General features: G+C 41.6%; 12 protein-coding genes. All 12 read right to left on the bottom strand.

Going from position 1 to position 14,074, the window contains the following annotated elements; genetic code table 11:
* Positions 1-106 precede the first annotated feature (106 nt).
* The 12 genes from FC30_RS08515 to FC30_RS08460 all read right to left on the bottom strand — a co-directional run bounded on the left by FC30_RS08515 (position 107) and on the right by FC30_RS08460 (position 13,997).
* Positions 107-643 (bottom strand): biotin transporter BioY, encoded by a 537-nt coding sequence (locus FC30_RS08515; RefSeq protein WP_010689063.1) that lies wholly within the window; start codon positions 641-643, stop codon positions 107-109.
* 123 nt (positions 644-766) lie between these two features.
* Positions 767-1,525 (bottom strand): DeoR/GlpR family DNA-binding transcription regulator, encoded by a 759-nt coding sequence (locus FC30_RS08510; RefSeq protein WP_010689064.1) that lies wholly within the window; start codon positions 1,523-1,525, stop codon positions 767-769.
* 195 nt (positions 1,526-1,720) lie between these two features.
* Positions 1,721-2,647, bottom strand: coding sequence for a manganese-dependent inorganic pyrophosphatase (locus FC30_RS08505; protein WP_010689065.1), 927 nt, complete (start codon positions 2,645-2,647; stop codon positions 1,721-1,723).
* Between the two features lie 122 nt (positions 2,648-2,769).
* On the bottom strand, positions 2,770-3,720 hold the full coding sequence (locus FC30_RS08500; RefSeq protein ID WP_010689066.1) for a LysR family transcriptional regulator: 951 nt from the start codon (positions 3,718-3,720) through the stop codon (positions 2,770-2,772).
* 426 nt (positions 3,721-4,146) lie between these two features.
* The gene (locus FC30_RS08495) at positions 4,147-5,085 is read right to left on the bottom strand and encodes an LCP family glycopolymer transferase (protein WP_010689067.1); all 939 of its coding nucleotides are present in this window, start codon (positions 5,083-5,085) and stop codon (positions 4,147-4,149) included.
* A 149-nt stretch (positions 5,086-5,234) separates the two neighbouring features.
* Complete coding sequence (gene pyrE, locus FC30_RS08490) at positions 5,235-5,861, bottom strand: orotate phosphoribosyltransferase (protein ID WP_010689068.1); 627 nt, start codon at positions 5,859-5,861, stop codon at positions 5,235-5,237.
* 15 nt (positions 5,862-5,876) lie between these two features.
* A complete protein-coding gene (gene pyrF / locus FC30_RS08485; protein ID WP_010689069.1) occupies positions 5,877-6,593 on the bottom strand; it encodes an orotidine-5'-phosphate decarboxylase in 717 nt (238 codons plus the stop codon).
* Positions 6,583-7,521, bottom strand: a complete 939-nt coding sequence (locus FC30_RS08480; RefSeq protein ID WP_056938505.1) for a dihydroorotate dehydrogenase — start codon at positions 7,519-7,521, stop codon at positions 6,583-6,585. The genes pyrF and FC30_RS08480 overlap by 11 nt, the downstream gene beginning before the upstream one ends.
* 13 nt (positions 7,522-7,534) lie before the next feature.
* Positions 7,535-10,711 (bottom strand): carbamoyl-phosphate synthase large subunit, encoded by a 3,177-nt coding sequence (carB, locus tag FC30_RS08475; protein WP_010689072.1) that lies wholly within the window; start codon positions 10,709-10,711, stop codon positions 7,535-7,537.
* A complete protein-coding gene (locus FC30_RS08470; protein WP_010689073.1) occupies positions 10,704-11,789 on the bottom strand; it encodes a carbamoyl phosphate synthase small subunit in 1,086 nt (361 codons plus the stop codon). The genes carB and FC30_RS08470 overlap by 8 nt, the downstream gene beginning before the upstream one ends.
* A gap of 1 nt (position 11,790) precedes the next feature.
* Positions 11,791-13,068, bottom strand: a complete 1,278-nt coding sequence (locus FC30_RS08465) for a dihydroorotase (protein WP_010689074.1) — start codon at positions 13,066-13,068, stop codon at positions 11,791-11,793.
* On the bottom strand, positions 13,065-13,997 hold the full coding sequence (locus FC30_RS08460) for an aspartate carbamoyltransferase catalytic subunit (protein WP_010689075.1): 933 nt from the start codon (positions 13,995-13,997) through the stop codon (positions 13,065-13,067). The genes FC30_RS08465 and FC30_RS08460 overlap by 4 nt, the downstream gene beginning before the upstream one ends.
* Positions 13,998-14,074: the final 77 nt, after the last annotated feature.

The raw sequence follows: 14,074 nt of genomic DNA, 5'->3' as shown, positions 1-14,074 counted from the left end.
TCACTTTTTTAAATTTACTCTATTATATAGCAGATAGATTAAAATTACCAAAGAATTTTCGATAAATAAAAAATGCAGCCCGTATGACTGCATTTTGGCATAGCGCTTATATCTTAGCACTTCGTTTGGCAAATTCACGATAATAGATCTGTGCGCATATACATACTAAAATGACTTTAACTGCTCCAGGAAGAAGAAAAGGAACTGTTCCCAATAAAAGAGCATTTTCCAAGTTGATATCGCTGATCACAAGTAACCACAAAGAACCACATAATAACTGCATTATGGCCCCAAAACTGTTAGCTACTAATAACCAGCCAAACGTTTGCTTTTTAGCGACTAAGGAACCAACAACTATGACATAAACTAAAAAACCCAGTAAATAGCCCCCAGTATTGCTAAATAAGACACCTAGCCCCCCTTTAAAATTGGCAAAGATCGGTAGACCGATAAAGCCAAGCAATAGATACACTAAAATCGTCTGTAAACTGTATCTTAGCGGTAAGATCGAAGCTAACAAGCCGACCGCCAACGTTTGAAGCGTCAACGGGATCACAGGCAAAGGGATCGTTAACTGTGAACAAACGATCAACAAGGCGAGCATGATGCTAGCTAAAGATATGTAATATAATTTATTTTTCAAATTCAGTCATCCTCTCTACTTCCAATATCATAAGCATACGAGTTCCATACCCCTTTTGTCAACTTTATATAAATAAAAAGTTTACTATATCGCTAAAAAAAGAAGCTAGCAGGCTTCTTTTAGCTAGTCTTCTTGGGTCACGATTATTTTAGTCTCAGGAGCAAACATCGCACGTTGTTCGGGTGTTGGTGCTTGGTCAGTGATAAATAATGAGATCTTATCCAACGGACAAATACGATAGTAGGATTTATTGATAAACTTTTGATGTTCAGCTACCAAAATGACCTTACGCGCCCGTTTGACCGCCATTCCAACGATCTGAGCATCATCTTGATCAAGTAGGTAAGCCCCATTTTCATCGATCCCAGATGCAGCGATAAAAGCTGTATCGAATACAACACTTTGTAACTCTTCGATCGCTAAATTGGAATAGAAATAACGATTCTCATGATTCAAAGTCCCACTCAAGACCTTGACCCGTACTTTATTATGCTCGGCTAAAGCCATGCAATTGTCCAAAGAATGGGTCACGATCGTTAGGGGCATATTAATATTTTGACAAGTCTTCAATAAGATCGTTGACGAATCGACAAAATAAACATGATGCGGTTTAAAATGGGTCGCAGCTGCTAAGGCGATCTGCGTTTTTTGTTTAGTAAAACGCGCTAAACGGCTTTGAAAGTTCGGCACACTACGTCCAAAATCTAACGGTAAGATCCCGCCATGTGTGCGTCTAACTTCACCACGTTTTGCTAATAACACGATATCACGTCGCGCAGTATCTTGCGAGATCCCAAATTCCTGCATGATATCTTTAGTCGATAATTCCTGCCTTTCTTCTAATAATTGTTTGATCAATTCAATTCTCTTTTCTTGACTCATCAAGCGCACCTCTTAACTAATTATCTATAATTATTATACCTTTAGTTATCGGTAATTAAAAGTATTTATAATGATGTCCTTATTTAAAATAGGTAAATTCCCTTAAAAAATAGCTTATTTACCCCCTGTTGAAAAATAAAAAGTGCATACGTCCTTAAATTGAACGCATGCACTTTTACTTAACTAAAACAACTTTTAAGCGTTAAAAGCCGCTTCTAATTGTGGCACGATCTGTTTCTTACGGGAAACAACGCCTGGTAGATCAACTTTGTCAGCTACCAATTCTTTTTCAAAGGCCTTTTCGACCATTTCCTTAGGTTCACCCACAACTAAAAGACGGGTGTTGGAATCCAAGATATTAGTTACCATCAACAAGAACAAGTCATAACCTTCAGCAGCTGATTGTTTTTCGATAGCTTCACGTAAAGCAGCTTCACGTGCGAAAACTTCGTCAAGATCAACAGTGTTTACTTGATCGACACGAACAGTCTTACCACCCATGTCAAATGATTTTGCATCGGCTGTGATCAATTCTTCTTCGGTCTTACTTGCCAAGTTGGTACCAGCTTTAAGCATTTCAAGACCGTATGCTTCAAGATCTACATTAGCGATCTTAGCTAAAGCTTTTGCAGCAGCTTCATCTTTAGCCGTAGTTGTTGGTGATTTGAATAGTAAAGTATCAGAGATAATAGCCGATAGCATCAAACCAGCCAATTTAGCTGGGATCTCAACGTTATTTTGCACGAATTCGCCGTAAATGATCGTACTTGTACAACCAACTGGTTCAGCATGATAATACAAAGGTGCAGCTGTTGCAAAGTTAGCGATCCGGTGGTGATCAACTACGTGTGTAACTGTCACATCAGCGATATCAGCAACACTTTGTTGTTCTTCGTTGTGATCGACCAACATTACAGCTTCAACTTCTGGTGCTGCCTTTTCGATCACACGTGGAGCTGGTTCTTCAAAATGTTCTAACACAAATTTTGTTTCTTCATTTGGTGTACCCAAGGCAACAGCTTCGACTTCGTTACCTAAAGCGTTTTGTAAAAATGCGTAAGCCTTAGCAGCTACGATCGCATCTGTATCTGGATTTTTATGTCCGAAAACTAATTCTTTCATCAAAAATATCTCCCATCTAAAGTATTCCTAACTTTAATAATTCTACCACACAACTAGCCAAACTTAAATAACAATAAAAAAGCTCACCCCGATGCTCAGTTGCATCGTGGCGAGCCCGTAACTTATAAGCTTTCTTTGAGACGTGAAACGTAATCTTTTTTAGCTAGATAGCCGTCAAAAGTTTTCAAAAAACTATTGATGCGCGGGATCTGATCCTTACCCCGTCTAAAGACGAAGGCCAAGTCGAACTTGATCTCTGGTTCAAACAATGCCATCCCCATCTCACCATGGTTTTTAGCCGTCACAAATGACATTGGTAGTGCAGTGTAACTACCAGTTCGTTTAGCAAACTCAAAAAGTTGCTCAGGTGTAGCAAAATGCGCTACGCTATTTGGATGATCGACCATCGCATTCTTGTAAGCTTCTCTGATCGTATCATTTAAGTAATATTGTGGTGGATATGTCACCCATTTATTGTTCAACGTATCCTTGAACCGCACCCGTTTCCGTTTTTCTAAGCGTTCATTATTGTGCAAGAAGATCAAGTCTTCAGTGATGATCTTTTTAGTTTCGTATGGTTTCCAGTTCTTGATACTTTCATCTGGAAGATACATTACCGCTAGATCGATCGTATTGTTTTCTAAGCGCTCCCAAATCTCCTTACGCGTCAACATATGTGTGGAGAGTTTGATGCCATTATTTTTTTCGTAATATTCGATTGCAAAATCTATGAAGACTTGATCCTCGATCGAAGCTAAGATCCCAATGTTGATCGTCCCTTGAGTCGCACTTGTCGACTGTTGGATCTCATCGGCTGCTTTATTTAATGTTTCATAGATCTGGTGAGTTGCATCTAGCATGGTGTAGCCCGCATCAGAAAGGTGCAACTTTTTACCAACTGAATAAAACAGTGGTGCTCCGACCGTTCGCTCTAATTTCTTTATCTGTTGAGTCAAAGCTGGTTGGGTGATCCCCAAGATCTGAGCTGCTTGGGTATAGCTCATCGTTTCAGCTAATTGCAAGAAATAGGTCAACGTCTTTGATGAAAAGATGTTTTCTTGTTGTGTCTTCATATAAGTATATCCTTTCCCGTAGCATTATCCTTCATTAATTCAAATGCCAAATATCTTATCCTTATATAAATAATTATACTATATTATGATAGTAATGTTAAAACTTTTTGAACTCTCTAAGGGTAATAATTCTATTATAAGTGAAAAATTCTATAACTACTAGAAATTTGGATAAATTAATGAATATAGTACACAAAATAAAATAAAAAACGATAATCTATGCTTCCACCCATAAATTACCGTTCTACTAGTAGATAACTTCCACATGATCTACCATTTTAAAATACGCAAGCACAAAACAATAAACAAAAAATTATCTTGCTATGATTTGTACCACAGTATCAGTATAGTATCACTTACTCTAAGTTTCAACGGAAGTATATGAAAAAAAGTTGAGAATTTATTAATTCTCAACTTTAATTTTAATCATTTAAGTTTTAACGTTTGCTTTAATTGAGTTTGAACTTTATCCAAATTTTCCTTTGGTACGACTTCATATGAGACGCCATCGATCATTTGTCCATTACCCTTGAGCTGGATCTGATCGATATTTTTAGCCCCACTATAATTAGTTACGATATCTTTAATATCATCAAATGTTAAGTCAGTTTTCATGTTAGCCGAAATAGCATTCAAAATGCTATGGTATTTAGCTAGACTATCGATCGAAGCTGCTTTTTCCACTAAAGCCGTCAACACTTGACGTTGACGCAATTGACGTCCGTAATCGCCCCGTGGATCCTCATAACGCATCCGAGTATAAGCTAAGATATTATCGGAATCGATCGTGACTTCTCCCTTAGGAAAATGAACATCCAAATTAGTAAATTCTAAGTCATTATCGACTTTGACCGGGCCGATCGCTTCTGACAACTGTTCAAGCCCTTTCATATTGATCTCGATATAATGGTCGATCGGAATATCTAAATAGCTTTGCAACGTATTCAAAGCCCCGGAAACACCATCATATGAATAAGCTGCATTGATCTTATTATTACCTGGATGGCCAGCGATCGTAACTAAAGTATCCCGTGGAATACTCAATAATTCAGTCTTTTTAGGGGTAACAGCGGCTACCATGATAGTATCCGAACGTCCTTGTTCAGTCCGACCATACTCACCAGTATCACTGCCTAATAAGAGGACGGAAAACGGCTGTCCGTTATCTAAATCGACACTGCCGGTGCGCTTATCATCATGTTTGACAGCTTTATATGTAACATCGACAGCTTTTTTGGCATCGAAATAGAGTTTGCCTACGATAACTGCATCGACTAGTAAAAAGAGCCCCAATGCGATCAAGACCCACTTCCACCAACGTTTTTTCTTCTTATGATGTTTATATTTGTGTTGTTCATCAGGCATCAACAATCACCGCCTTAGTATTTATATTAATAAAAATAAACCTTGTATATTATACCAATATTCCTAAATTTTGTATAACAAAAGCTTTTCATATCTGAGTTAAAAATCTAAAATGACCATCCAACGTATCTGGATGGTCATTTTATCATTTAGTCTTTAGCTGACCAGTTTTCAGGATCATGGCGCCATTTTTCTAAGACTGCACGTTCTGCAGTTGAAATATAGTTAGCTTCAACAGCTGCTTCCAATAATTCTGAGTAATTAGTCAGGGTAAAATAACTCAGCTCTGCTTGTTTGAAATTATCAACGATCGCTTGTAATTGATAGCTAAAGATCGCTCCAACGCCTAAAACATCGGCTCCTTCATGTTGCGCAGCTTGAACAGCTTTCAAGACACTGCCCCCCGTCGATAAGAGATCATCGATCACGACGGTTTTAGCCCCAGGTTGCAAAACACCTTCGATCTGTTTGCTACGTCCGTGATCTTTTGGCTTAGAACGGACATAGACTAATGGTAAGTCTAACTCAGCGGCGATCCAAGCAGCATGCGGGATCCCCGCCGTAGCTGTTCCTGCGATCACCTCAACTTCTGGATAATTTTCTCTGATCAATTCTGCAATTCCTTTAGCGATCGCTGTTCTGATCTTAGGATAGCTGATCGTCAAACGGTTATCACAATAGATCGGACTTTTGATCCCACTTGCCCAAGTAAAAGGTTCATTGGGGGATAATTTTACAGCTTGAATTTCGAGTAAGTCTTTTGCGATTTCTTTCATTTACTTTATCCTTTCTTACTGGTTCCAAAGCTCAAAAATTTCTTGATACGCCTTCACGGGTTCTTTGGCTTGCGTGATCGGACGGCCAACAACGATCACACTTGAGCCATTTTGCGCCGCCATATCTGGGGTCATGACCCGTTTCTGATCGCCTAAACTGTCGGTTTTTAGCCGGATCCCAGGCGTGACCCGTAAGAAATCCGGACCCGTAACTTCTCTTAGCTTATTAGCTTCCCAGCCAGAACAAACGACACCATCTAAACCTGCATTTTGCGCCAATTTAGCATAATTTTCCACGCTCTTATCAAGTCCGACCGTGATCAATTGTTCTTCTTTGACCATTCGTTCATCAGTTGAGGTCAATTGAGTGATCGCTAATAATTTGGGCTCTTTTTTGCCAGCTTTTAGTGCCCCTTCAACTAGACCGTATTTAGCTGCCTTGAGCATTTCACTGCCCCCATTAGCATGCGTCGTGGTAAGACTAACACCTAATTGACCTAAAACATACATTGCTCGTTCGACCGTATGCGGGATATCATGGCATTTTAGATCTAAAAAGACATCGTGTCCTTGTGCTAAGACCGCTTTAACTAGATCTTGTCCAGCACTGTAATACAGTTCCATCCCGATCTTCACAAAAAGCTTCTCAGTTTGCGGAAAATTTTGTAAAAAATCAAGGGCACGCTGGGCATCATTAAAATCAAGGGCAATGATCGGGCGTTTAAGCTTCATTATCTCTAGCCTCCCGTACTTCTTGGATCAACTTTTCAATACTTTCGATCCCCAATTCATCCATTACTTTTGGTAATTCCGCAACTAAATGTGGGCAGATCAAAGGATCGTAGAAGTGTGCCGTTCCGACTTGAACAGCTGATGCTCCAGCTAAATACATCTCGATGATATCTTTAGCGCTCTTGATCCCACCGACCCCAATGATCGGGATCTCTACTGCATGAGAGACTTGATAGATCATTCTGATCGCGATCGGTTTGATCGAATGTCCCGAAAAGCCACCAGTCAAATTGCCTAAGACCGATTTACGCGTTTTTAAATTCAAACTCATCCCCATCAAAGTATTGATCATTGTCAAACCATCAGCTCCAGCCGCTTCAACTGCCTTAGCGATCGCCACTACATCAGTCACATTGGGAGAAAGTTTAACATAGACTGGTACCTTAGAAACAGCTTTGACTTGTTTAGTCAATTCAGCTGCGGTCTGCGGATCAGTCCCAAAGGCCATCCCACCTTCATGTACATTCGGACAAGAAATGTTCAATTCTAAAGCGGTCACTAAATTAGAATCAGAGAGTTTTTTAGCGACCTCCACATAATCTTCGACCGTTGAACCACCTACACTGCCTAACACCGGCAAGTCGGGATAATCTTGTTTCAATGCGGGTAATTTCTCATTAACGACCGCTGCGATCCCCGGATTTTGTAATCCGACCGCATTGATGACCCCATTGTCCAGTACGGCGATCTTAGGATTAGGATTACCATCACGGGGCTCAGGTGTCGTCGTTTTGATAACTAATGCCCCTAAAGTATTCAAATTAAACTTTTGCGCTGCACCAACATCCCCAAAGCCAAAAGTTCCACTTGCTGGCATGATAGGATTTTTTAGATCTAAACCTGGTAAATTGACTGCTAACCTTGACATAATTGGCCTCCCTTTATAATGCTGTCGTCGAGAATGAACGATTTTCTAAAGCTTTCAGTAAAGCATCCACAGTATCAAATGATGTCAACAAAGCAATATTGTGCTCGATCGCAGTTTGTCTGATCACGAAACCATCAGACACTTTTTCTTGGTCATGATCCATCGTGTTGATCACGATATCAACTTCATTATTTTGTAAAACATCTAAGATCCCTGGTTTAGCTTGTCCGATCTTGGCAACAGTCATGGTATGCAAACCATTTTCATTTAAAAATTCGGCTGTGCCCGCAGTCGCAAAGATCCGATAGCCGATCTTGGCAAAACGTTTCGCTAAAGCTAAGGCTTGTTGTTTATCTTTGTCTTTGACCGTAAATAGGACGCTCCCGTTAGCTGGCAACTTCATGTTAGCTCCAATAAAGGCTTTGTAAAGTGCTTTTTCAAAGCTATGATCACTACCCATGACTTCACCCGTTGATTTCATTTCTGGTCCTAACAAACTATCAACATCGGCCAGTTTATTAAAGGAGAAGACTGGGGCTTTGACATGAATCATTTCAGATTCAGGATAGATCCCCGAATCATAACCGAGTTCTTTCAAAGTCTTGCCTAAGATGACTTGAGTAGCCACTTGAGTCATCTTGATATCAGTGATCTTACTCAAGAATGGTACCGTCCGACTAGCCCGTGGATTTACTTCAAGAACATAAACTTCACCTTTATGCACGATGAATTGGATATTCATGATCCCGATACACTTCAAAGCAACAGCTAATTTCTTAGTTGCATCTTCAATTTGATCTTTGACACTTTGATCAAAGCTTTGCGCTGGATATACCGCCATGGAATCACCTGAGTGGACCCCGGCTTGTTCGATATGCTCCATGATACCTGGGATCAAGACATCCTTACCGTCACAGATCGCATCGACTTCACATTCATAGCCTTCAAGGTACGCATCGACCAAGATCGGATGTTCTTTGGCTAAATATGCATTTTCAGCTAAGTATTGGGTCAATTCTTCATCGTTATTAACGATCTCCATTGCCCGCCCGCCAAGCACGTAACTTGGACGAACTAAAACGGGATAACCGATCTCATGGGCGCACGCTAGGACTTCTGCTTCTGACATTGCCGTCTTACCCACAGGTTGTTTTAAGCCAAGTTGTTTGATAACTTGATCAAATAACTCACGATCTTCAGCGCGGTCAAGATCAGCAACTGCAGTCCCTAAAACATTGACGCCATTTGCTTCTAAACCAGCTGCTAAATTGATCGCCGTTTGGCCCCCAAACTGCACGATCACACCTTTAGGCTGTTCAAGGTCGATCACGTTCAAGACATCTTCTAGATCAAGCGGTTCAAAATATAATTTATCAGAGACTGAAAAATCGGTAGAGACCGTTTCAGGATTAGAATTCATCACGATTGCTTCATAGCCTAGCTTTTGGATCGCTTTAACACTATGGACCGTAGCGTAATCAAATTCAACCCCTTGTCCGATCCGGATCGGGCCCGAACCGATAACTAGGATCGATTCTTTAGCTGAAGGGTGACTTTCATTTTCAAGATCGTATGAACTGTAAAAGTATGGCGTGTGTGATTCAAATTCAGCTGCACAAGTGTCGACCATCTTATAGACAGGCAGGATCTGATTTTCTTTTCTTAAAGCACGGATCTTTTCTGTAGTCGTATCCCAGAGCTTAGCGATCGTATAGTCACTAAAGCCATAATACTTAGCCTCTTTTAAGCAAGCTAGCTCATTAGGATGCTCCTTTAATTCAGCTTCAAGTTCGATGATATGTTTTACAATATCTAAATAATAGAGGTTGATCTTAGTAAATTCATGAACTTCTTGTAATGTATAACCGCGACGAAAGGCCTCAGCCAAATAAAAGAGGCGGTCATCTTGGGCATGAACTAATTTCTTCTCCAATTCTTCATCTGAAGCTTTAGCCACTCGTGGTGATAAAAGATCTTTTTCATCGATCTCAAGTGAGCGAACGGCTTTTTGCAACGCTTCTTCTAGGTTACGACCGATCGCCATAACTTCCCCAGTTGCTTTCATTTGCGTTCCTAAGGTCCGATCTGCCTGTGCGAATTTATCAAAGGGCCAGCGTGGGATCTTAGCAACTACATAGTCTAAAGCCGGTTCAAATTCCGCATAAGTCGTTTGGGTAACAGGATTTTTGATCTCATCTAATGTTAGACCAACTGCGATCTTAGCTGCCATTTTAGCGATCGGATACCCAGTTGCTTTAGAAGCTAAAGCCGAAGAACGTGAGACCCGTGGATTTACTTCGATCACGTTATACTTGAAACTGTTAGGATCAAGTGCTAACTGAACATTACAGCCCCCTTCGATCTTGAGCGCACGGATCAACTTTAAGGAACAATCCCGCAACATTTGGTATTCACGGTCGGTCAACGTTTGCGTTGGGGCGACCACGATCGAATCACCCGTATGGATCCCAACTGGATCAAAGTTTTCCATCGAACAAACTACCATTGCATTGTTAGCTGAATCGCGCATCACTTCAAATTCGATCTCTTTATAACCCATGATCGATTTTTCGATCAAACATTGGGTCGCAGGTGAAAGATCCAAACCATTAGCCGCGATCTCTTCTAACTCAGCAGGGGTATCACACAAGCCCCCACCGGTACCCCCCATCGTAAAAGCAGGCCGCACGATCACAGGATAGCCGATCATTTCAGCAAATTCTAAGGCTTCGGCTACTGTATTGACCGTCTTTGAAGCTGGGATCGGTTCGTTTAACTGTAACATCAACTCTTTGAATTTTTCGCGGTCCTCGGCTTGGTCGATCGCAGATAATTTGGTACCTAAAAGTTCGATCCCGAGTTCATCCAAGATCCCACTTTCATGCAAGGCAATCGCTAAGTTCAACCCGATCTGACCACCTAATGTTGGCAATAAGGCATCGGGATATTCTTGGCGCATGATGCGTGAAACTGATTCGACCGTTAATGGCTCTAAATAGACCCGATCAGCAATATCAGTGTCGGTCATGATAGTTGCTGGATTGGAATTGACCAAAACTACTTCATAGCCTTCTTCCCGTAACGCCATACAAGCTTGAGTTCCGGAATAGTCAAATTCAGCAGCTTGGCCGATGATGATCGGTCCTGATCCCAGAACCATGATTTTTTTAATATCTGTTCGTTTAGGCATTTTCTTCTTCCTTTCGTTGATCGATCATATGCATAAAGTCATCAAAAAGATCGACTGCATCATGTGGTCCTGGTGCAGCATCGGGATGGAATTGCACGCTAAAAGCTTTATAGCGCTTATGGCGTAACCCTTCGACCGTGCCATCGTTAATCTCACGGTGGGTAATGATCAATTCATCTTTATCGACGGTTGCAGGATCGACTGCGTAACCATGGTTTTGTGAAGTAAAATTGATCCTTCCCGTTGCGATCTCACGAACCGGGTGATTGAAACCGCGGTGTCCAAATTTCATCTTGTACGTATCAGCTCCGTTAGCTAAAGCAAAGATCTGGTGACCCAAACAGATCCCAAAGAGCGGCAGATGTTTTTGGACTTCTTTGACCATTTCGACCGCATGTAAGACGTCTTTAGGATCCCCAGGTCCGTTAGATAACATGACGCCATCGGGTTTTAAATTCAAGATATCTTGAGCCGTTGCACTTGATGGTAGAACGATCGTATTGCAATCACGTTTAGAAAGTTCGCGTAAGATACTGTGCTTGAGTCCATAATCAACTAGAACAACATTGCGCTTTTCACCTGGATTTGGATAAGGTTTAGTCGTTGAAACTTGTTCCACGACCCGATCATTTAGCACAGTTGCCCGCAACTGATCCAGTGTATGAGCCATATCGTGGACTGAATCGACTAAACATCCCTTCATCGTTCCATGTTCACGTAATTTCTTAGTCAATGCCCGGGTATCGATATGACAGATACCTGGGATCTGCATTTGCTTTAAGAAATCATCAAAGGTCCCTTGCTTGCGCCAACTGTCAGAAACGCGCGCCACCTCACGACAAACGACCCCACAACAATTTGGCATGAGCGATTCGTAATCATCCAGGTTGACCCCGTAATTTCCGATTAACGGATTGGTGAAAACTAAGATCTGGTTGGCAAATGATTGATCGGTCACAGCTTCTTGGTAACCTGTCATCCCCGTTGTAAAAACAACTTCTCCGGTCGTTTGCCCTTCAAAACCAAAAGCTTTTCCGGCAAATACTGTCCCATCTTCTAAAACTAAATAGCGCTCCATGCTAATCCTCCTTTTGATAAACTACATTACCATCGACCATCGTCAAGTAAGTTTGTCCAAAAACTCTTTCACCCGTAAATGGAGTATTTTTCCCCATCGAGAAATAATCAGCTTCCGTGATCGTGGTTTCATGTTGCAGGTCAATAACAGCAAGATCTGCTTTCGCTCCGGCAAAAATACTTCCGGCATCAAACTTGAATGCTTCAGCCGGATTTTTAGACATGAGATCTAACAGCTGCTCCAAAGTCAAAACTTGCTGTTGCTTTACCAGTTGGGTATACAGTAAGGAAAAAGCTGTCTCACTCCCAGTGATCCCAAAAGCAGCGGTCCGCATATCGCCAGTTTTTTCGTCGATACTGTGAGGGGCATGATCAGTCGCAATCATATCGATCGTGCCATCCAAGACGCCTGCGATCAAAGCCTGTTGATCTGTATTAGCCCGCAACGGTGGGTTCATTTTATAAAAGCCATCATTTTTGACGATATCATCTTCACTCAACAATAGATGATGTGGCGAGACCTCACAGGTCACATTGATCCCATGCTTTTTAGCGATGCGAATCAATTCAACACTTTCTTTGGTCGATACATGGCAGACATGGTAATGGACCCCAGTTTCCTTGGCTAATAAGAGATCACGTGCGATCTGAGAAGACTCACTGATCCCCAAAATACCTGGTAGACCTAATTTGTTAGCCTTCTTGCCCGCATTCATCACTCCACCGAACAACAATGAATTATCTTCGACATGAGCTACCAAAGCGACATTGAGTTTTTTAGCTGCTAACATGGCTTGATACATCGTGCCAGCTGTTTGGACTCCACAACCATCATTGCTAAAAGCAAAGGCACCGGCTGCCTTCATCCCCGCATAATCGAGTAGCTCATCACTTTTTAAGCCCGCTGTGATCGCACCATATTGCTTGATCTTAACGACCCCATCAGCCTTATTCAACGCAACTTGAGCGGTAACTTTAGCTGGCGTGTCTGGGACAGGATCTAGGTTTGGCATCGCACAGACAGTTGTATAACCACCATGGGCTGCCGCTAAACTCCCGGTTTTGATCGTTTCTTTGTGAGTAAAACCTGGTTCGCGGTAGTGTACATGAACATCGACTAAACCAGGAGCAACTAATTTATCGGTCACATCGATCACTTGATCGACATCGGCTTTTAGGTCAGTACCTAAGGCTGTGATCACACCATTTTCGATCAACAGATCATTTTTTAATAGTTTACCAGCTTGATAAACTGTCCCATTTTTAAGTAATAACTTCATTTTGTTTTTCCTCCTAGCTCGCGGCCCTCGATCACTTTTTCTAACATTGCCATCCGCATGAACACACCATTTTGCATCTGTGCCTTAAAGCTTGATTTTTCCGCCTCAACTAAGCTACTGTCAAACTCAACATCACGGTTGATCGGTCCGGGATGCATGACGATCGCATCAGCTTTTAATTTAGCATAGCGGTCAGTCGTTAAACCGTATTTTTGATGATAACTCTCTTTTGAAAAAGTTTGCTCTTCAGTAGCACCATGGCGTTCGTGTTGCACTCTCAAAAGCATCAAGACATCAACTTGGGCGACTAATTCATCTAATGGGCGATAAGTACCGTATTCTTCAAAGGCTTCATCATACCAATAACTTGGGCCTGAGAAATATACGGTCGCTCCCAATTTGTGCAATAACTCCATATTGCTTTTGGCGACCCGAGAGTTCGTCAGATCACCCACGATCGCCACCTTTAAGCCCGCAAATTTTCCGAATTGCTCGTAGATCGTCAACATATCCAATAGACATTGTGAAGGGTGCTGACCACTTCCATCCCCGCCATTGATGATCCCGATATCTAGCGTTTGGTCAGGAGCTAGCGCGATCAATGGCGCATAATATTCATTTTGAGAATGCCTGATCACAGCTAGATCAACACCTAAAGCATCCATCGTCAACAACGTATCATATAATGTCTCCCCCTTGTTGACTGAGCTTTGCTTAGGGTCGAATTGCAAAACATTCAACCCCAATTTACGTTCAGCCATTTCAAAACTCGTATGCGTCCGAGTCGAATCTTCAAAGAACATATTGACACAATAGACCTCGCTTAGATCACGCGTTGGACGCCCCCCTTGTTTGAAATATTGCGCGCGCTTGATCAACGCTAAAACTTGTTTTTCATCTAAATTATCGACTGTTACAAAATGTTGCATGGCTCTTTTTGGCTATAGATCATGTGGTTATTAGAAAGTGCTATAGTTTTCCTTTCTTAGATTGCTGGCAAATATCA

The organism is Ligilactobacillus animalis KCTC 3501 = DSM 20602 (assembly GCF_001434535.1).
In the GTDB taxonomy this organism is placed as follows: domain Bacteria; phylum Bacillota; class Bacilli; order Lactobacillales; family Lactobacillaceae; genus Ligilactobacillus; species Ligilactobacillus animalis.
Note: the sequence above shows the minus strand (reverse complement) of the source record. Positions and strands in the feature narration are given on the sequence as shown.

What these genes read in the sequence shown, in the direction of transcription:
- FC30_RS08510 (WP_010689064.1), bottom strand. Translation starts at nt 1,525, where the DNA reads ATGAGTCAAGAAAAGAGAATTGAATTGATCAAACAATTATTAGAAGAA.
- FC30_RS08505 (WP_010689065.1), bottom strand. Translation starts at nt 2,647, where the DNA reads ATGAAAGAATTAGTTTTCGGACATAAAAATCCAGATACAGATGCGATC.
- FC30_RS08500 (WP_010689066.1), bottom strand. Translation starts at nt 3,720, where the DNA reads ATGAAGACACAACAAGAAAACATCTTTTCATCAAAGACGTTGACCTAT.
- FC30_RS08495 (WP_010689067.1), bottom strand. Translation starts at nt 5,085, where the DNA reads ATGCCTGATGAACAACACAAATATAAACATCATAAGAAGAAAAAACGT.
- pyrE (WP_010689068.1), bottom strand. Translation starts at nt 5,861, where the DNA reads ATGAAAGAAATCGCAAAAGACTTACTCGAAATTCAAGCTGTAAAATTA.
- pyrF (WP_010689069.1), bottom strand. Translation starts at nt 6,593, where the DNA reads ATGAAGCTTAAACGCCCGATCATTGCCCTTGATTTTAATGATGCCCAG.
- FC30_RS08480 (WP_056938505.1), bottom strand. Translation starts at nt 7,521, where the DNA reads ATGTCAAGGTTAGCAGTCAATTTACCAGGTTTAGATCTAAAAAATCCT.
- carB (WP_010689072.1), bottom strand. Translation starts at nt 10,711, where the DNA reads ATGCCTAAACGAACAGATATTAAAAAAATCATGGTTCTGGGATCAGGA.
- FC30_RS08470 (WP_010689073.1), bottom strand. Translation starts at nt 11,789, where the DNA reads ATGGAGCGCTATTTAGTTTTAGAAGATGGGACAGTATTTGCCGGAAAA.
- FC30_RS08465 (WP_010689074.1), bottom strand. Translation starts at nt 13,068, where the DNA reads ATGAAGTTATTACTTAAAAATGGGACAGTTTATCAAGCTGGTAAACTA.
- FC30_RS08460 (WP_010689075.1), bottom strand. Translation starts at nt 13,997, where the DNA reads ATGCAACATTTTGTAACAGTCGATAATTTAGATGAAAAACAAGTTTTA.